16 protein-coding genes and 1 pseudogene are annotated in these 19030 nt (G+C 65.6%); 5 read left to right on the top strand and 12 right to left on the bottom strand.

The genetic code is table 11. The features are described from left to right. Positions 1 to 73: 73 nt before the first annotated feature. Genes V8324_RS12670 through V8324_RS12650 form a run of 5 tightly spaced genes read right to left on the bottom strand, consistent with a single transcriptional unit; the run spans position 74 to position 5153 of the window. Positions 74 to 520 carry a DUF6362 family protein gene (locus V8324_RS12670; protein WP_336420294.1) on the bottom strand — a complete coding sequence of 149 codons (447 nt, stop codon included), beginning with the start codon at positions 518 to 520 and terminating at the stop codon, positions 74 to 76. Next, positions 513 to 764: a hypothetical protein gene (locus V8324_RS12665; protein ID WP_442970531.1), complete on the bottom strand. Its 252-nt coding sequence runs from the start codon at positions 762 to 764 to the stop codon at positions 513 to 515. Before V8324_RS12665 ends, V8324_RS12670 begins: the two co-directional genes overlap by 8 nt. Then, the gene (locus tag V8324_RS12660; protein WP_336420293.1) at positions 761 to 1192 is read right to left on the bottom strand and encodes a hypothetical protein; all 432 of its coding nucleotides are present in this window, start codon (positions 1190 to 1192) and stop codon (positions 761 to 763) included. The genes V8324_RS12665 and V8324_RS12660 overlap by 4 nt, the downstream gene beginning before the upstream one ends. Next, positions 1189 to 1716 (bottom strand): hypothetical protein, encoded by a 528-nt coding sequence (locus V8324_RS12655; protein ID WP_336420292.1) that lies wholly within the window; start codon positions 1714 to 1716, stop codon positions 1189 to 1191. The genes V8324_RS12660 and V8324_RS12655 overlap by 4 nt, the downstream gene beginning before the upstream one ends. A 2-nt stretch (positions 1717 to 1718) precedes the next feature. Further along, positions 1719 to 5153 (bottom strand): toprim domain-containing protein, encoded by a 3435-nt coding sequence (locus V8324_RS12650; RefSeq protein ID WP_336420291.1) that lies wholly within the window; start codon positions 5151 to 5153, stop codon positions 1719 to 1721. A 776-nt stretch (positions 5154 to 5929) separates the two neighbouring features. On the opposite strand from V8324_RS12650, the gene V8324_RS12645 reads away from it, so the two are divergent. Beyond that, a complete protein-coding gene (locus V8324_RS12645; RefSeq protein ID WP_336420290.1) occupies positions 5930 to 6115 on the top strand; it encodes a hypothetical protein in 186 nt (61 codons plus the stop codon). 515 nt (positions 6116 to 6630) lie between these two features. On the opposite strand, the gene V8324_RS22420 is transcribed toward V8324_RS12645, so the two are convergent. The 6 genes and pseudogenes from V8324_RS22420 to V8324_RS12620 form a co-directional block, all read right to left on the bottom strand. Next, positions 6631 to 7206: an ATP-binding cassette domain-containing protein gene (locus V8324_RS22420; RefSeq protein ID WP_442970532.1), complete on the bottom strand. Its 576-nt coding sequence runs from the start codon at positions 7204 to 7206 to the stop codon at positions 6631 to 6633. Between the two features lie 234 nt (positions 7207 to 7440). Further along, positions 7441 to 8043: pseudogene (locus V8324_RS22415) on the bottom strand (ABC transporter transmembrane domain-containing protein); the annotation flags it as partial. A gap of 155 nt (positions 8044 to 8198) precedes the next feature. Beyond that, positions 8199 to 9245 carry a hypothetical protein gene (locus V8324_RS12635; RefSeq protein WP_336420288.1) on the bottom strand — a complete coding sequence of 349 codons (1047 nt, stop codon included), beginning with the start codon at positions 9243 to 9245 and terminating at the stop codon, positions 8199 to 8201. A gap of 42 nt (positions 9246 to 9287) precedes the next feature. Continuing rightward, positions 9288 to 10100, bottom strand: a complete 813-nt coding sequence (locus V8324_RS12630; protein ID WP_336420287.1) for an alpha/beta fold hydrolase — start codon at positions 10098 to 10100, stop codon at positions 9288 to 9290. Positions 10101 to 10461: 361 nt separating this feature from the next. Then, a complete protein-coding gene (locus tag V8324_RS12625) occupies positions 10462 to 13644 on the bottom strand; it encodes a DEAD/DEAH box helicase (protein WP_336420286.1) in 3183 nt (1060 codons plus the stop codon). Between the two features lie 279 nt (positions 13645 to 13923). Next, complete coding sequence (locus V8324_RS12620; RefSeq protein ID WP_336420285.1) at positions 13924 to 14697, bottom strand: hypothetical protein; 774 nt, start codon at positions 14695 to 14697, stop codon at positions 13924 to 13926. 391 nt (positions 14698 to 15088) lie between these two features. Between V8324_RS12620 and V8324_RS12615 the strand changes: the two genes are divergently transcribed. The 4 genes from V8324_RS12615 (at position 15089) to V8324_RS12600 (ending at position 17562) form a co-directional block, all read left to right on the top strand. Then, positions 15089 to 15541, top strand: a complete 453-nt coding sequence (locus V8324_RS12615; protein WP_336420284.1) for a DUF2924 domain-containing protein — start codon at positions 15089 to 15091, stop codon at positions 15539 to 15541. Beyond that, on the top strand, positions 15538 to 16848 hold the full coding sequence (locus tag V8324_RS12610) for a recombinase family protein (protein ID WP_336420283.1): 1311 nt from the start codon (positions 15538 to 15540) through the stop codon (positions 16846 to 16848). The genes V8324_RS12615 and V8324_RS12610 overlap by 4 nt, the downstream gene beginning before the upstream one ends. Continuing rightward, entirely contained in the window at positions 16845 to 17225 is a 381-nt protein-coding gene (locus V8324_RS12605; protein ID WP_336420282.1) for a hypothetical protein, read from the top strand. Before V8324_RS12610 ends, V8324_RS12605 begins: the two co-directional genes overlap by 4 nt. 67 nt (positions 17226 to 17292) lie before the next feature. Continuing rightward, positions 17293 to 17562 carry a DksA/TraR family C4-type zinc finger protein gene (locus tag V8324_RS12600; protein WP_336420281.1) on the top strand — a complete coding sequence of 90 codons (270 nt, stop codon included), beginning with the start codon at positions 17293 to 17295 and terminating at the stop codon, positions 17560 to 17562. A gap of 68 nt (positions 17563 to 17630) precedes the next feature. Here V8324_RS12600 and V8324_RS12595 read toward each other — a convergent pair whose 3' ends face one another. Further along, a complete protein-coding gene (locus V8324_RS12595) occupies positions 17631 to 18785 on the bottom strand; it encodes an extracellular catalytic domain type 2 short-chain-length polyhydroxyalkanoate depolymerase (RefSeq protein ID WP_336420280.1) in 1155 nt (384 codons plus the stop codon). Between the last annotated feature and the right edge of the window lie 245 nt (positions 18786 to 19030).

Raw genomic sequence — 19030 nt, 5'->3', positions numbered from 1 at the left:
TCCCCATTCTAAGAAATATGTAAGCCCTGAGAGCGAATTTGTCTTGGCTTGGGATGTCTCACCGATAATTCCCTCACAGGATGATTTTCCTTGACAGCCGGTCGGCGTTCTCGATCACGAAGCGCCGTGATCGCTTGGCGGATGGCACACGTCCGTTGAGCCGCCAGGTGATCAAGGCCACGCCATATTGCCAGTGTCGGTTGGCCGCCGGGCGGCTCAGCCCGATCTCCCAGGTGATCTTCTTCCACGGCTTGCGGTTGGCGCGCAGCCAGACGATCCGGGCGTCGTCACGCTCCAGCCAGCGCAGCCAGAGCATGGCTTCGTCGGCTTCGGTGATCATGCGCGGGCTCGGCCGCGGACGTTTCATCTCGGGCTCCTGACCCACGTGATCGGCGAAGCTGTGGAAATACTCGGGCCACGCGTTGAAATACCCGGTGGGCTTCACCGCGGGCAGTTGCGCGAACACATCCGCGGCGAGCTCCAGCCGGTCCTGCACGCGGCCCGTGGTCCAGTCAGTCATTGCGCACCTCCCGGACGGCGGGGAGTTTGCCGTACAGACGCTCGCCCAGTTGCCGCACCAGTTCCCGCTCTGGCCATGTCAGCCGATGATCATCGAGCGAGACCGCCAGCATGTGCTGTTCGTGCCAGCCGTCGCGCCTGACCTGTTCGGGGGTGAGATGGGACCGTGGCTGCAGTGCAGCCGCGTAAGCCCGTCGAACGCGGTGGCCGCCGTAACCTTTCGGGGCGAACCGCATCCCGGTCATGATGCACCTCCTTCGTCGTTGTCCATTTCTGTGGGAGAAAAATCGTCGGCCATGTCGTTGGGCACCCTCACCCCATCCGACGCCGAGGCGTCGATTTCGCTCCCTGTTTTCTGGGCAGCCGTCGGCGCTGATGCATCCTTGGGGGCAAGTCGAGCCCGCAAGGCAGCGCGCTCTTCCTGATCCAGCTTCCTCCGCCACGGGTTCTTGCCCATCCGGAATGGCCAGCTCGGGCAGTCGACCGCTGTGCAGAGCCGGACCTCCTGCGCCGAGCCGTTGCAGCAGTCGAGACAGTTCAGGCGCAGGGCCCGCAGCGGCGACATGCGCGCGTGGCCAAGCTGCTCCAACTCATTCGCGCTCATGCCGCGCGGATCGCGGCCGACGTCGTAGCCGTCGCGGCGTTCGAGACCGATATGGCGATGCTGGCTCATGTCCGCCCCTCCCGCCGTTCGCGTTCCATGGCAGCCCGGGCCTGCTGGGCCCGGCGACGGTCGCGGTCGTTGTCGAGGTCGATCCGGCTCTCGCCGGTCTCGCGACCGATGTGGCTGCCCTTGCCGTGGCGAGCCCAGGCGATGAAGGCGTTGCCGATCCTGCCGTGAAGCGCGATCAGGGAACTCTGGTTGGCGACCGCGATGAGCGGCGCGAGGTGGCGCGAGAGGAACGGGAGCCAGTCCGCGGGGTTCGGGACGACGATCTGCTCGACCAGGGAGAGCGGCGTCTCGATCAGCATAAAGATGCCGTGGATCTCGCTCGGCCAGAATCGAATTTCGAGCGCGCCGCCCAGCAGGCCCTCCTCGGTCAGCAGCGTGTGCTCGCAATCGAGCACGCGTTCGAGGGCTCGGTGCCAGTCAATGCGTTCCACCTCGATCAGGCGATTGGCCTCATGGTACCAATCGGGCAGGTCCACCTCGTGGAAACGCCCGGCGTCATAGACGCGCAATCTTTCGAAACTCATGATCATTTCTCCTCTCTGGGGTTGGGGGGTGATGGCGGATGGGTTGCTGCGACCGCCTCCAGCCGCGCAGACAGCGCATCGAGCGCGGCGCGGCGGGTGGTGAGCACGGCCTGCATGCTACTGGTCATGCGCCTGGTCAGACCGCCCAGCTCCGCATGCTGTGCGGCTTGCTCGCCGAGCGGCGCTGCGATATTGCATTGCGCAAGCGGTCCGAGGCGGTTGGTCAGCCAGGCTTCCGGATCGGGAATGCGGACGAGGTCGACGCGGGCGACACGCGCACGATGGCCGGGGCCCGACGGGCGATAGGTCACCTCCACAGAGGAGTGTGACATTTGGCTATTAAAGAAGTTCCTATAATAGCAGTTTGTCACACTCCTCGAGCGATCCTGCCGTGCCGCCCCAGCCGAAGACCACAGCTCCGGAAAACACGCGGCCATGTCGGCGGCGTTCTCAAGGACGATGCCCGACAGCGCCATCAGATCGCGTCGGGTGGGTTTGAGGTCGGACCAGGGCGCCAGCGCGTCGACGGTGACCGGCAGGACCACGTCGGTCAGCAGGTCGATCTCAAGCATGGACTGCGCGGTGCGGTTGACACCGCGGCCGCGGCCCATCGCCTGGATCAGCTCGCCCTCGCAGATGCTCCAGCGCACCGCCTCGGCGATCGGATCGGCATGCGCTTCCATGGCCAATGGCGCCGTCCGATCACCTGCGAGCCGGATCCGCCGCTCGCTCATCGGATACCACCAGCCGGCATCGTCCGGGTTCGGCGCGGGCACCCGACCGGTCAGCGCCGTGGCGATCAACTCGACCGTCCGCGGGGCAGGCAGCGTGCGACCCAGAATGATCATTCCGCCGATCTCGCCCCAGCGATCGAGACCGCTCAGCGCGTTGAAATGCACAGCCTCGGCCCGCGGTGGCAGGCCCGCGGCGCGAATTGCATCAATCGTGGCTTTCTGACCGATCACGAGCAGATCCACGCTTGCTCCCGCGCGGTGGCACTGTCGCGCGCGCAAGGAGATCCAGGCGCGCAGGTCGCGCAGCCGGGTCACGGCGGCCTTGCGGTCTCGCGCGGGCGCATTGGATCCGGGCGTCAACGCCCGTGCCGAGGTGGGGCTGCCGGTCACCTGGCGGATGCGGACATGAGGCTGGCGCGCGGCGACAGACGTGCCGGTGTCCATGCGCGGCAGGTAGGTCTGGACAAGCTCGGCCCGCAGCGTGGCGTCGAGATGCAGGATCGGTGCCTCGGCGGCCCAGCCCGCGCGCATCCGGGCGCGCCAGCGCAGCTTCAGCGCCCGGACGGATCCATTGTCGGTCCGCTCATGGACGAGCTCGGCCCCGGCGGCATCATGGCCATTCTCCAGCGCCTCGGCGAGGATCAGCCAGAGCGTGGCGCAGCGCCCGGGCGGAGCCCAGGGCTCGCCGGACGCGGGCAGTACGGCATCGACAAGCTTGCGACGTTGGGCGGGCGACATGCCGGGCAGGATCCCCGCATCGCGCATCCGGCGGCGTTCGAGCGTGGCGGCGTTGCGGCAATCCTCGGGCGTCAGCCCCACGGCTTCCAGCAAACCATGACGCAGCGGGCCGGGCTCTGCGACCTGCAGCGCCTTCCAGAGCCGGGTGCGGGCGTCGACAAGATCGGCGGTAGCGCTCACGTCTGTCTTACCTTTACCGTCGTAGCAGGCGAGCGAGGTTCGCCCCGGCTCCAGACCGTCCTGGGTAAGCGTGGCCTTGCCATCGAGGCCGCGCAGGCCCGATTGCCAGAAGGCTTCGTCGATAACGAGCAGCCCGACCGTGGCGATCGCCTCCGGTTTCATGTGAAAGAGGCTGTCATGCGCGCAGACGATGACCTGCGCCGCCTGTGCCTGCGGTTTCTGCCGCTGGTAGCCGCAGGCATGAAACTGCGCGCAAAGGTGCACCTCTTCCCCGCGCTTGACCTTGCAGCAGCTTTGCTCGACCGGATGCTCGATCTCGAGCGCATCGAATGTTGCTTCGGGATCGAGGCACATGAGTTGCTCGGGGTTTTCGGGTGTGGGATCGGGCGCGGTGCGGCCCTTCCAGAGCATCACGCGGAGACCCAATTCCTCGAAGGCCGCGACCTGCTCGGTGCCCAGATCATGGCGCGGCACGGCATAGATCACCCTGCGCCCACCGAGTCCGCCTGAACCGATCAGATCGGCAATGGCAACTCGGGCGCGTGATGTCTTGCCGAGCCCCACATCGACCGGCAGGCCGAGCAGCGGCGGAAAGGCGGTGCGCGCCACGGTGTTGAAATCCAGCGCATCGCAGGTTTCTGCCTCGTCCTTCGCGGCTTCACGGGCCGCCTCGACCGCTGTCCAGTACTCCGGGACGTCCGCCATGAAGTCGCGGATCGCCTCGGAAAGCGTGGCGCGGGCTTCGTCTGGTGTGAGCGTCGGTGCCGGATAGGTCGGCGGCGGCGGAGGGATCTTGGCAGCGCCGGTGATAAGCGCCGCGACCGCCTCCGGCCCCTCGTGGCAGAAGAGGTCATTGGCGTCGCCAGCGGCATCGGGCACGGCCAGGCGGGCATCAACGGCGACCGCGGCCTTGCGTGCGGCCTCCACCCCCGGGTTGGTGTCGCGCTCGGGCTTGAGGTCATTGTCGGCGACAAGAACGAGATCGGCCTGCGCGAACCGCGCGCGCAGCGTCTCGGCCACGGGGCGAAGGTTGCCCGCATCCATCGCGGCGATGACGGTATCGCCCGTGGCGATGTGCAGGCTCGCGCCGGTGGCCCAGCCTTCGCAGATCAGGATCGGACCGGTAGGATCGGCGAGCGGCGCAGGGTCGAGGCCCACTACGGCGAAATGCCCGCGCTTGGCGCCACCCGCGAGAAAGCACTTGGTACCGTCCGGAGCGATTGTCTCCAGGCTGTGCAGCCGGCCATCCGCGTCCTGCAGCGGCACGACCAGATGGCCGCGGGTATCCACGCGCAGTGCAAGCGAGGCGGCCTGTTTGGCCATGAGATAGGGATGATCGGGTGCAGCAGGGCGTGCCGATGCCCAGATCCGCGCGGCGCGTGCGGCGGCCTCTTCGGCAGGATAGAGTGGCGGGGTGGTCTCTTCGGTCTTTCGGACCTTCCGTGGATCCGCAGGCCTATTGGCCGGCGTGGCCTTTGACCTGGCGCTCTGGCGCCGCGGGCCGTGGGCGAGGCCGATGCGATCGCTGATCCAGTCGTTTGCGGCGTCGCGGGCCATACCAAGGTTGTGGCCGACAAGATCGGAGAACCAGCCACCGTGACCTTCCTCATGGTCGAACCACATGCCCGCCTTCGGCCCGCTTATGATGATTGCAAGGCTGCCCTTGCGACCCCAGCGCCATTCCTGGCCGATCTTTGAACTCGGCTGGCCCAACAGCTCGACCGCAAGGTCTTGCACCCGTGCGCGCAGCTCGGCGTCGAAGGCTTGCCAGTCCCGTGCGCTCATGGCCGCCCCCTGCGCAGATGCGCATGCACGACGCGCGACGGATGGGTCGCAGCGGCGATACGCAGGGAATGGCGATGACAGGTGAGCACGGGTGTCTGGAACCGGATTGAGGGAGTTGTTGCCCCCGGTTCTGCAGCCATTTCGCCAGCCCTCGCGACGTCCGAACCGGTCCGCCCGGCTGCGCACCGCATGGCTGGAAAGGGTGGAACCCTTCTGTCAAGGCATTGGAATTACGTTGGATAAAGGGTGGACCCCACGGGGTCCGACGTGCCGTTCCGAGGGGTGTTCGGCGCCGTCGGATTCAGGTGGGTTGACCCCACTCAGGCGCGAATCAAGTGAACGGTTCCACCCTTGAAGCGGGATGTGGCGGGAAGGGTGGACCCCTCGGTGTCGTGCGGATTTTCTTGGCCTGGGTCCCGGTCAGGCAGACGGCGACCGTAACCGGTTTCGCTTGAGACGGGTCTCGCGCGTCCAACCCCGTGCCTGCGGACGTCGTTTTACGCGAGAGATCGAAATCGGTGGGGTGGTCGGTTCAAAGTTTCCGTGTGGAGCGTTGAAACGCCACACATCGCCGTCGCCCAACACCACCCCACCCGCTCAGGATCAAACCTCGGTTGGGGATAAAGATGACAAGGGCAACGAGTTCAGCGCCGAGGATCGGGCGCGCTTCGTCGACACGTTCCCAGCAGCGGCAATGTGGGCCGCGGTCGCTGCGTCATTGCTGTCGGTAACGGTGCTGTGTTTGCCATTGCGACCAATGAGTGTGGCCCCGCGCGGTGAAGCCCGACATCTTCGACGGTGGCGATCTGGGTGTTGCAGGCCGCAACACCCAAGCGCCCAACCTTGGTGCCGCCGTCGCCAAGGACGAAAAGTGTGAAGTCACCAAGTCCGTAAAACTCGTATTGTCGATCAGGAAACCAGCCAGCCAAAACGGGCACCAAGCATCCGCTGATACCGTATGACGGTCATATCTTTCCAACTTTGCCTATAAGGTGTCGGAACATTACGTGCTGCGCACATACTTCTATTAGTGCGACACGTGTGTCGGCATGCATGAGGACTTTTAAATACCAATATTGTTCTCATGACCTGGAAGAGGCTTTATAGTTGGCCTTTACGCAGCCTCCCCATACTCGGGTGCAGCCGGTTGTCTCCGCGAGGCGGGCCAGCCCGTCGCATTGCAGATGGCGCAGCAGATGCATCATGCTCGGGTGTGAGATTTATTCGACCTTCTTCGTCCCCAACCTGACGCTTGGCGTCATCCTAGCGGTCAGTGTCGTCTTGGTCGCAATCGGGATCATGAGCCGCGGAACGTCGCAAAGCACGGCCTGAGCCGCGCCTTTCGATCACGCCTCAAGGGGGCAGGCCAGGGCCTGCCCGCTTTGTTGTGCCCGGGTCAGATCTTGTATCAGCGCCGAACCCGGCATTCCGGCCATCGCATCGTGCGGGCTTTGGGCGCGCTCGCTCGCTTCAACATTCAGGCGGCGGCCAGGGGCCCGTCATGCGTCGCCCCGGCCAGAACCGGATGGCGCAGGACGGTCGCGCCGCAGGTGTCGAGATGCGCCGCAAGCGCCCCTTGGGCCTCGGGGTCGAGATGCCAGAGCGCCTCGCCAAGCAAGACAAGCTGCGGTGTGCCGAGCAACACGCGGGCCAGCGACAGCGCGCTGCGCTCTCCGGTCGACAGGTTGCGCCCGCCTTCGGCCAGTGCGCCGTCGAGGCCGCCGAGCCGGGTCAGCAGATCGGCCAGCCCCGCCTTGCGCGCGATGCGCTCCAGCTTCTTGTCCGACGGGCGCTGCCGCAAGCCGAGTGTCAGGTTGCGCCGCAGCGAGCCCTTCAGCACCGCCGGCGTGCTGTCGATACGCTGAACGCCACGCCGCAGGCTGCCGCGCGACAGATCCGTCAGGCAAAGGCCCGACAGGGTGATATGGCCGGGCGGCACCTGCTCGAGCCCGCACAGCGCGGAAAACAGCGCATCTGCGTCGCGCGGATCGCAGGTCAGGGATTGCCACGCGCCCGCCGGAATCTCCAGCGAGAGCGGCGCGCCCTGCGGCATCGGCAGATCGCGCAGGCACACGTGCAGCGGCCCCTCGGGCAGGCGCTGGTCGCCTTGCCCGATCGCGCGCTGGTCGCGTGCCAGCGCGGCGACGCATTTCCGGTGCGCAGCGAGATGGGCCGCGCGGAAATTCCAGACGCTCGCCAGATCGCGCAGCGGCGTCAGCACAAGGCCGATGGCGGCGAGCGCACCGGCGATGGTGCCCGTGCCGGTGTCGGCCAGCGCCCCGGTGACGATCACCGCGCAGGCGGCCAGACCCGCCACCGCATCCGGCAGCGCCTTGAGCGATTCCGCCCAGAACAGCCGCTGCAGCCCGGCGCGGATCATCCGCTCGGTGCGTTTGCGCAGGCTGCGCAATTCGGCGGGGCGACGCCCCATCCGGTCAAGTTCGGGGGCGAGCGGCATACGCTCTGCCATCTCGGCGGCGATACGGGCACGCCGCGCGCGCAGACGGCGGTGCAGCGGCTCCAGCCGGGGCCCGGCAAAGGCCATCACAGCGAGAGTGACAACGAAAAGCGGCGTGACGACAAGCGCAAAGCGCGGCTCCAGCCCCCAGAGCACGGCGCAGGCGACGGGGATCATCACGGCCCCGGCGATCAGGCGCGGCAGGCCCTTGCCCAGCCAGTTGCGAAAAGCGGTCATGTCGCCCACGAAACGCAGGCTCATATAGCCGCTGCGGCGCGCGGCGACAGCACTTGCGGGCATGCCCGCCGCATGTTCCAGCAGGGCGAGGCGGATCGACAGGGCATAGTCCTGCCCCAGCCGTTCGCCCATCAGGCGCGACAGCACCCGTGCCCCGGCGATCACCAGGCCCGAGCCGGCCAGCACCGCGATCATGCCAAGCGGAAGGCTTGCCTTGGCGTTCAGCGCCTCGAAGAGCCCGCGGGTGGCGAAGGCCGCCGCACCGGCGGCGGCACCCTGCACCAGCGTCACGAGGCTTACGCGTGCCAGCCCGCGCCAGCGCCCGTTCTCCATGAGACCGGGCATCGCCATCAGGCGGCCTCTTTGCGGCCCAGCCCGGCGCGCAGGGCAAAGCCGGTGGCCTCGGCAGGATCGGCGAGATCGGCCCTGGTCAGCACGGGCAGTCCGGTGGCGCCACCGGCCTCGGCGCTGGCCATGGGCGAACAGCTGAGCATGCCGGTCACCGCATCGGGTTTCAGCCCGTGACGCGCGAGGATCGCGACGCCGCCGACCGCTGCCACAGCGTCGCCACTCGCGAAAACCAGACCCGAAAGCAGGTCATTGAGCCACGGATCGGCGATGAGCGCGGCGGTTTCGCGCTGCAACAGCCCGTCGGCCACCTCCATCACCACGATTTCGCAGCCCTGGTGTCCGGCCTCGGCGATCAGGAGCTCGGCGGCGGTCTTGATGCGGTCCAACGGCTCTCGGTAGGTGGTGACCATCCCGGCATCGGTGAAATCGCCCACGTAATGCGCGCCGCTGTCGCAGTATTCGTTATAGTCGCCAAACGCCCCCGTGCCGGTGATCTTGAGCGCGCCGGCGCGAAACCCCGCGCGCCGCAGCCCGAGGACAAGCTGTGCCATGGCCAGCGTCTTGCCCGAATTCATCGAGGTGCCGAGCACGCCGATCACCGGCGGGCGCGGCGCGCCGGGGCGGGGGGCGAGTGCGAAATCCGCGAGATTGACCGCACGTCCCGCAGCATCGAGCAGCCGTGCCGCGGGCATCAGCCGCGTGGCCGGTTTGATCTGGCTGTTGCGCGCCACCATCCGCCCGATACAGCCGCCCCCGGCCAGTTGATCCGCGCCCTTGGGGTCGATCTCGGCCAGACCCTCGAACTGGTCGGGGGCGTAGCGCGCGCCGCAGGCCATCACGACGGCATCGCCGGGAAAGATGAACGAGGGCCGCCCCGAGGGCAGCTGCACGCGGCGGTGCTGCCCGAGCTTGTCGACATGGGCGAGGATCAGATCGCCGGGCCTCGCCGCGGCGAAATCGGTGTCATGGCGGACGATGCGGCTGCGCTCCACCCGGCGGGTGACGAATGTCCATTTGGCGCGGTCGAGGGACGCTTGGAAGGGCATGGGGTATCTCCTGATAGAATGGGTGTGGCCGGGATTCCGGGGTCAAATTGCGACGCGTGGGGCGTCGAGGACCCGGGCGGCGAGGTCATTGCGGGTGATCGCGCGCTCCACATCGTGGTCGCAATCGATCAGTTCGATGAGGTGTGCGCAGGGTGGCAGGCCGTTTCGCTCCGCCGCCGCGTTCAGCGCCGCGACATAGGTGCGGGCGCGCGCGTGGCGGTTGCGCCCCTGCCGCGCGTCGAGGTCACGGGTCATGCGCAGGGCCGGGTCGCGGCTCACATCCCTGGTGCCGGCATAAACGCATGTGGGCAGGTGCAGGAAGTCGCGCAACCCTGCGGCATTGCGCCGTGCCCAGACGATGTCGAAGCTGTCCTTGCCCGGCGCGAGGCCATACGGGTAGGGCATCGTCTCGTCGGGCAGGCAGTACCAGCCTGCCGCCGCCAGATGCAGCCCGGCCACGCGGTGCGGGTAGACCATGGCAAAGCGATGCGCCAGTTGCGCCCCGCCGGAATGGCCGAACAGATCCACCGGACCCGCGCAATCGGGCAGCCTTGCGGTGACGGCGTCGATCAGCGCGAGCAAGGCCAGATCCGGGCGCGCGGCCTTGCTCGGGCGCTGGAAATCGGGCCAGGAGGGCTCCGGGAAATGCGGCACGATGATGGTGCGGCCCGTCCGTTCCGCCTCGGGGGCGAACAGTCGCTCCAACGTCTTGGCATTGCGCGATATGCCATGCAAGACCAATAGCGGCGGCGCCACAACGCTACGCACGGGCCGGATGATCCGGGCCGTCAGCTTGCCGGCGGTGCTGCAGGCCGTGATGGTTTGATGATCGGGCGTGCTAAGGTCCCCTGACATGTCGTTCATCTTTTCTCTCCTGATCGGGTCACCGTTGCCATGACAACGGCTCTGCAAACGCTTTATTCCGGACGCATTACAATTATGTGTTAAAAGTAAGGTGATTTTATTCCGTCGCCAATGATGAGCATAGATCCGCCCCAGCCCACCGCTTGGTACCGGCCAACATGACAATCGACGTCTGGCAGAGGCGGAATGTTGGTGCCTGCAACACCTTTTGGGCTCGCAGCTTTGGGTCGCCGGCTGTGAACATCGTTGGAGATGCCAACGATGTCCGTGTTCGGGGCATTGTTGTGAACCACAACAATGCTCAGCAAGCTATTTCAGCGACGTGGCAATGTCCTTGTCGACCCGGCATCCGTCATCCGTTCAGCGGCGCGAAGAGATCCTGCAGGGTGGCTTCGTCCAGCAATGTCTCTGCGGTACCGCCTTCATCGTCGAACAGGGCATCGGCCAACGCCTGTTTGCGGGCCTGCATGTCGAGGATCTTTTCCTCGACAGTGCCGGCCGCCACGAGCCGGTGCACGAAGACCGGCTTGTCCTGGCCGATCCGGTGGGTGCGGTCCATCGCCTGACGCTCGACCGCCGGGTTCCACCACGGATCGTAGAGGATCACCGTGTCCGCCTCGGTCAGGGTCAGGCCGACCCCGCCCGCCTTCAGGCTGAGCAGGAAGACCGGCGCGGTGCCTTGCGCGAAGGCCTCGAGCACCTCGGCGCGTTTTTCGGTCTGGCCGGTGAGTGACAGGCTGGCAATGCCCGCCTCGGCCAGATCGCCTTCGATCAGGCGCAGCATCTCGACGAATTGCGAAAACACCAGCACGCGGCGCCCTTCGGCGACCAGCTCGCCCAGAAGCACGCGCAGCCGGGCGCGTTTGGCGCTCTCGGTCACCGATCGCGCGGCTTCGGTCTTGACCAGCGCCGGATCGCAGCAGACCTGGCGCAGCTTCAGCAGCGCATCCAGAACCGTGATCCGCGCCGCGGCCAGCCCCTTCTTGTCGATGGCATCGCGGACCCGGGCATCCATCGCGCTGCGCACCGTTTCATAAAGCGCCTGCTGCGCCTTCGGCAGATCGACACGGTCGAGGATTTCGGTCCTAGGCGGCAATTCCGCCGCGACCTCTTCCTTGGTGCGGCGCAGCAGAAAGGGGCGCAGGCGGCGGTTCAGCCGGGCCTGCGCAGAGGCGTCGCCGTGCTTTTCGATGGGCGTGCGGAACAGCGTCTGAAAGCGCTTGCGATCGCCCAGCAATCCGGGATTCACCCAGTCAATCAGCGTCCAGATATCCTGCAACGAGTTCTCGAGCGGGGTGCCGGTCAGCGCCAGTCGCCCGCGGGCGGGGATCTCGCGCAGGGTTTTCGCCATCTGCGAGGCGGGGTTCTTGAGCGTCTGCGCCTCATCGAGGACCACCAACGGCCAGTCCTGCGCCGCAAGCCAGTCGCGGTCGCGGGCCAGCAGCGGATAGGTGGTCACCACGAGATCGGCCTCGAGCGCGGCCTCACGCCGGGCCGCCCGGCCCGTGCCATGCAGGATAACCAGCCGCAGGTCGGGCGTGAACTGCGCGGCCTGTGTCTGCCAGCCGTGCAGCAGGCTGGTCGGCACGATCAATAGCGCCGGTCCGGGTGCGCCGGCCTCGCGCCGCGCCTGCAAAAGGGCCAGCACCTGCACCGTCTTGCCCAGCCCCATGTCATCGGCCAGCACGCCACCGAACCCGGCCTCCAGCAGGCTGCCCATCCAGGCCGCGCCATAGGCCTGATAGTCGCGCAGATGTGCCGTCAGGCCCGCGGGTGGCGCAAAGCTGTCGGCCTCCGCCAGCGCCTGCAGGCTGCGCGCCAGCGGCAGGATGCCGGCCTTGTCGGCAAAGCGGATGTCGCTGCCGGCCAGCGCCTCCTCGGCCAGCCTTGCGACACTGGCATCCGACGGGTGCAGCGCGCCCAGCTCGGCATGATGGGTCAAAAACAGATGCAACAGCGGCGCCAGCGGGCTGAGATCCAGCGCGGCATAGCCCTGTTTGCCCCGATCCAGATAGACGGGCCGGTCGGCCAGATGCTGTGCCAGCGTCTCGACATCCGGCAGATCCTCCCATTCGTCGCGGACCTGCTCCAGGAACGCCGCCACCAAGGGGGCCACATCCACCGGCGTGCCGCCGATCTCGGCCTGGAACCCCAGCGAGAACCAGTCATTGCCCTGAAAGGCCTCGCCCGCCTCGGCGCGAGTCGTCACGGCAAGCTCGGCGGCTTCCTCGCTCAGGCGATAGGGCCATTTCGGGGTCTCGATCACCTCCCAGCCGTCACGACGCAGCTCGGGCACCACGCGAAAGGCGAAATCCAGCGCCTCGCGCATGTTCGAGATCTCCAGGCTGTGCAGGTTCATCTCGCCATCGGCAAAGACGAAATCGCACTCCGCCATGCGCTTGCCCGGCCAATGGATCTCCAGCTCCTCGACCGGCACTGCGCCCGCCTTCATCAGCGTCGTGGCGCAGGACGCTTCCCATGCGAGGTCGCGCTTGAGCGTCACGATCTCGCCCTCCGCGATCATGCGCGGGTCTGCATCGCCGTCCCAGACCTCCTGCCCGTCATACACGAAGCGCAGGGTCAGCGTGGGCAACTGCACCGAACCGCCCCAATAGCGCGGCCCGTCGCGCGCCGTCTCGGCCCCGAGGGTCAGCCGCGCGAATTGTTGCGTGGCCGCGCGCCGGGTCTGTCGGATCACCCGCGGGCGCGGCAGGTCCAGACCGGCAAGCGTGTCGGGCAGCGCCGCGCCAAGCGCTTCGGCTTCATGCGGGGCGACCGCGGGGGCCGCGTCCACGACGCGCAGCACCTCCGTGTCCACCGCATGCGCGAGCGCGCCGATCCGTCCCTGCGCGGTATCGATCCAGAGCGTCGCATCGTCCATGCCGCGCAATTGCAACGGCTGACCGGCCGCATCCTCGACCCCCAGCCGCTGGCTGCCATCCGCGCCCATCTGCCAAGCCAGAAGCGGTTCGGGCCGCGCATCGCACCAGGTCAGGTGGGCGTCGGGCGCGTTGTCATGCAGGAACCGCCCCGTGTCGCAAAGCCGGCGTATCAGCGCGAGGGCATCGTCGCCTTTCGGACGCATGAAACCCGGCAGGACATGGCTGTAGCTGGCCTCCCAGATCCGGGCCTGCGCCAACGCCGACAGCAATTCCAGATCCACCGGCCGGATGAACTTGGCCGGGATGCTGCCGCGCAGGACATGCCCCGCATCATAGCGCCGGATCGCCTTGTTCAGCGCGTCTCCAGCCGCATTGATCCGGCCCTTGAAGAGGTCGATCTTCAATTGCGGGCCATGCGGCAGCAGGACATAAAGCAAGCTGTCCTTGACCGCGGGCGGGTAATCCTCGGGCCGTGCCTCCGGTACCTGCGCCGTGCTGGCGCTCTGCCTGACACGCGTCAGCCAGCCCTGCACCGGCGCAGGAAGACCCGGCTGCTCGGTCTGCTGGTCTGCCCGCGTCACCAGGGCGGCCACCACGTGCTTGCAATTGTGGCCGACCGGGCAGGAGCAACTGCCGTCGATCAGACCCCGCATCACGGTGATGCGTTGCCGGTAACTTTCCCCTCGTCCGTTTGACACAAGCGACCGCAGGGCCCCATCCGCGAGAGGCTCGACCGAAACGACAAGACCGCGACGCGCATAGTGACGGCCGCGTTGCAGCGTCGCCCCGTCAAAATGTTCATTCAGCCGGATATCCATGCCGTCCAGCTACAGTCCTTTGCATGATTGCGTAAAGCCTTGTCTGGAAATCTCGCTCTGGAGGAATCACCCGCTTCAAAAGTCCAATTTGTTGAAAGCCCTTGTGTCGCAAGGTCACTTTCCGTCAACCTCCGGATACCCCCCTCTGGTCTCCGCTGCCGACTTCGCACTGCGCAAGTCCGGCCCTTGCATCCTCTTCGCCCCGCCGCGCTGAGCAGTCGGTAACCTTACCAGTGTGGCCATGGCGTTTGCGAGATTGCGCGATATCGGCTCGCCTTCGATACGCTTATCAAGAAACCAGTCCGAGAGGTTTTCCTTCTTGCTCTGGTATTGACACGTCAAGCCAAAATGCGCGATCGCTTCCTGCATGAGTTGCAGGTAAGGTGTTGTATACGCGGACGTAAACTGCTCCTCGTGCGACGTTGCGGCATCGCATTCCGGCCAATCCGGCCAAATCGCCTTGACCATGAAATCAGGCACCTCGATCTGGATAAATTGCCAGGATGGTCCGGTCAGTGTAAAGCTTTCGGTATCAAACTCGCCGGACCGCCATTCATCAGTTGTAATCAGGGTTGGGTCCGACGCATGCAGGCGCCAGACCTTACCGGTATCCGCCGAAACAGCTTTTCTGATCGTCGAGCATCTGCCTGTTGCGCGAATGTAGCCGTCCCGCAATGCCAGCAGCAGACCGTCGAAAGCAGTGGACGCAATCCCTGGCGAACTTTTCACGGCGTTGAGCGGCGATGTGTCGGCGCCTAACTCCAAGGTCTTGTTGTCGAAAAGATCGCGATAGAATTGCTGGTGCCATTCGTAGGCTTCGACTTGCTCAATATGAGAGAGCGCGGTTCCGAGGCACCAACTTGTTCCCAAACCACATGCGACCGTCATTTGATTCTCCTACCCGAGCCGCCAGCTGATCGAGAACATAAAGAGTACAAAGATGCCGATCAAGGAGCGCCTACTGAAAGGGTGAAACGGTTCCGCCCTCAGTCGTTGGGACCGGGTTGACCCGTTCGGAGGTCGCGACGGCTCCTGCATTCCTGTTTGGTGTGGACATGTCCATTGACCTGAGCATCCCGATGAAACGCCCGAACCCACTCCCGCCAGACCAGATGAACTCAACCGAGCGCCGCACCGAGTTGTGCGGGCTTCTGGCACTCGGGCTGGTCCGGCTGCGCCAGCGGGATCAAATGCAACCATCTGCAGATGCTGGAGAAAGTTGCCTACACTCTCCGGCCGGCCGATGCCTTCATGCAACTCCAACGCATGAGGAGACACCATGACAACGCATGACCCGATCCCCGCGCGCCTGGCCGCGCTGAAGACCGCGACAACGCCCGAGTTGAAACAACAGTGGCGCGAGCTGTTCGACAGCGAGCCGCCGCCCTTCAACCGGCGCTACCTGGAGAGCCGGCTGGCCTATCGCATCCAGGAACTCGCCTATGGTGGGCTCAAGCCCGAGACGATCCGGCGGCTGGAGCGGTTGGGCGAGGAACTCGACGGTGGAGATCGGAAGAAAAGCCGCATGCGCGCAGATCTGAAACCGATCACTGGCACGCGGTTGCTGCGCGAATGGCAGGGCGTCGAGCATGTTGTCACCGTAACCGGGGACGGCTTCGAGTGGCAGGGGCGGCCCTACAAGTCGCTGTCGGCCATCGCTCGGGCGATCACCGGCACGCGCTGGAACGGGTGGGTCTTCTTCGGTCTCAAGAGTCGGAGGGGCCGCGCATGACGAAACCGATCGTCCGCAAACAACGCTGCGCGATCTACACGCGCAAATCCTCCGAGGAAGGGCTGGAGCAGGAATTCAACTCGCTCCACGCCCAGCGCGAGGCCTGCGAGGCCTATATCGTCAGCCAGAAGGCGGAGGGCTGGGTGCTGGTCCGCGATCAGTATGATGATGGTGGCATTTCCGGCGGCACGCTGGACCGGCACGGCCTGCAACGGCTGGTGGAGGACATCGAGGACGGGCTGATCGATGTGGTGGTGGTCTACAAGATCGACCGCCTCAGCCGCTCGCTCGCCGATTTCGCCAAGCTGGTGGAGGTGTTCGACCGCAATGACGTGACGTTCGTGTCGGTGACGCAGTCGTTCAACACCACCACGTCGATGGGCCGGCTCACGCTGAACATCCTGCTCTCGTTCGCGCAGTTCGAGCGCGAGGTGACCGCCGAACGCATCCGCGACAAGGTCGCCGCCAGCCGAAAGAAGGGCATGTGGATGGGTGGGGTGCCGCCCTACGGCTACCGCGTCGAGAACCGGAAGTTGGTGGTCGACGAGGAGCGCGCCGACCATGTGCGCTGGATCTTCACGCGTTTTCTGGAAATCGGCTCGGGCACGGAACTGGCGCGCGAGGTGGGCAAGCGTGGCATCCGTACGCCGCGCGGCAACCGGATCGACAAGAAGTACCTCTACCGCATGCTGAACAACCGCGCCTATATCGGAGAGGCGGTCCACAAGGGCGACAGCTATCCCGGCGAGCACGACGCGATCATCGACCGCGAGATGTGGGACCGCGTCCACGCCATCCTACAGGAAAGCCCGCGTAAGCGTGCCGCGCGCACCCGCGCCGATACGCCCGCGCTGCTGAAGGGGCTGCTCTTCGGCCCCGATGGCGCGGCGTTCTCGCCAACGCACACGCGCAAGGGCGGGCGGCTGTACCGCTACTATGTCAGCCAGACGGTGCTGAAGCATGGTGCTGGTGCGTGTCCGGTGGGCCGCGTGCCCGCAGGCGAGATCGAGGCTGCCGTCATCGACCAGCTGCGCGCCGTATTCCGCCAGCCCGAAATTCTGGCCGGCACATGGAAAGCCGCGCGCGCCCACGCTGACGATATCACCGAGGCTGACGCCCGAGCCGCCCTTCTACAGCTTGACCCGCTGTGGGACGAGCTCTTTCCCGCCGAGCAGGCGCGCATCGTGGCGCTGCTGGTGGAGCGCGTCGAAATCGGCACGGACGGCCTGAACGTGCGGCTCCGCATCGACGGCCTCGCTGGCCTCTCCCGCGAATTGCTGACTGGTGCCATCGAGAACGCTGCATGACCCGCGGAACGGCAATCCCCGAGACTGTGACGCTGCACGTGCCATTCCATGTCGTGAAGCGTGGCGGGCGGAAGGAGATGCAGCTTCCGGAGTGCGCCAAGCAGCCGCGCAAAACAGACAGCACGCTTGTTAAGGCGCTGGCACGTGCGTTTCGGTGGAAACGAATGCTCGAGTCGGGCGAGTTCACGACGATCGCCGAACTGGCCGACCGCGAGGGAATCGCGCCGTCCTACATGACCCGCGTCCTGCGCCTCACGCTGCTTGCGCCTGACATCGTCGAAGCGATCCTGGACGGAAAGCAGGGGCCGGAGGTGACGCTGGCGCGGGTGCTGGAGCCGTGTCCGTTGGTGTGGGAGGAGCAGAACCTCTGGATATGACATGCGGGCGGTTTTGTTATAGCCGCGCGAAGAGTATATTACTTTTCTAACATAAGGGAGTTGCGAAATGGCCGGAGGATGGGCCCGCGACGGTGCCGTAAACGAGCAGATCGATGCTTCGATTCAGGACGAACTGAAACGGATGCAGGCGAGGCGGTTGCCGGAAGGCGAGAGCCTGACCAATTGTGCCGAATGCGACGAACCGATACCGGAAGCTCGCAGACGCGCCCTGCCAGGCGTCAAGCTCTGCGTCGACTGCCAGAGTGAACGCGACGGCCGTCCCGTGACGCGTGGCGGCTTCAACAGACGCGCATCAAAAGACGCACTACTGAAGTAGAGCCAAATCGCGGTCCCGAGTATTTTCGCGACGTCATCGATCGGCGGCCGTCCTGATTACTGACAGTGCTACCTTTCGAGCAGTCGATCGATGATACCAGCGACAGCATGCATCTGGATGCCGTCGCGCGTTCTCCATCCGTCACCGCTATATCCCCAGAAGTCCCAGCAGGCTCTCGGGTTGACCGCTGTCGCGGTGGTCTGCGGATATAGCACGACGATACGATTGGCAGCAGCCCAGCGATTGTAGCCGGCATCACGCACGAAATCGTCATGGATACGGTCGTCACCCTGCGCATCGACATTCTGACGGCATCCATGGAGGGCGACATGCAACCGGCACGCCTCTGACCGGCAGGCGTCCGGCACGTACAGGTAGCCGACACCGCTCAGGCTTGCCGTCGTGGACGCCTGGAAGAACTCAGTCTGATCGAACGCGCGCAGGCGACCCGCGGCGTGCGGATCCACCGGCCTCTCGAAGACCCCGTTGGGGTAAAGGTGCCGCAGAAGAAGTTCCGCGGCATCGTATCCGCATTCGATCAGGTACGGCCGCGCATGGTCTGCGCAGTCGCGCGGCGGGAACCGGCTCTCCCCGGTGAAGCTGGCCAAAGGCATGCCATGGTTGGCGGGGCGTTCCGGATCACCGAGCTCCACATGCAAAGCGTCGCCATCGACGCCCAGAAGGCGGTACAAATCGACGAGGCTGTTGGCCACATCGTCCGGAACGATCGCATCAAGATCTCCGCGAAAGAGCCACACCCGATCATCACCAAGGTTTGCCGGATCGTCGATCTCGCCAGCTTGGTATGTGGCGTCGATCAGCTGCCGGGCTTCCTCTGCGGCCGGAGGATCGGGGCGCAGGCCCCAGAACCGGTTTCCGAAGGTATGCGTGCAAGCAACCACAGCAGCGGAGAACCGGTCCAGTTTCCAGAACGGCCAGTAGGGGTTATCGATGATGTCAACGCAGCCATACGGCCCGCCCGCGAGGACGGCTGCGCCTGTCACCGTTGAGGAAAAGGCAATGTGGAACTGGTGGGCGAAGAACCCGCCGGATGACAGACCGGAGACGGTCACAGAGGTCGGATCAAGATTCAGATCCGTCGGCAATTGCTGTGAAACGGAGGTGGGTGGCGGGTCCGGGATATCGTCATGGTCAGCTGTGGATGGGCCACCGCAAAAAAGCAGCGCTATGAGAATCGCCCGAAGTGATTTTTTCTGCCGCATCTATCCCCCGCGCTGCGTCGCATTCAGGAACTTACACTGCCGCGAACAAATTCAACAACGTCTGGCGTGGCTAATGGTCATGCGCGGCGAATTTCGGGCACCGCGGTAGCGCAATGTCGACCGCGAGGGCAATGCGTCCTCCTTCATGCCCCGCACCCCGCGCCGGACTTTGTTTAGGCAATATTTGACGGCGGCAAGGGCCGGAGGTGACAGTGGCGCGGTAAGTGAAGCCGTTGCTATTGCTC

The sequence above is a fragment of the Roseovarius sp. D22-M7 genome (assembly GCF_037083785.1).
Taxonomy (GTDB): domain Bacteria; phylum Pseudomonadota; class Alphaproteobacteria; order Rhodobacterales; family Rhodobacteraceae; genus Roseovarius.
This window is presented reverse-complemented; position numbering and strand designations above follow the sequence as displayed.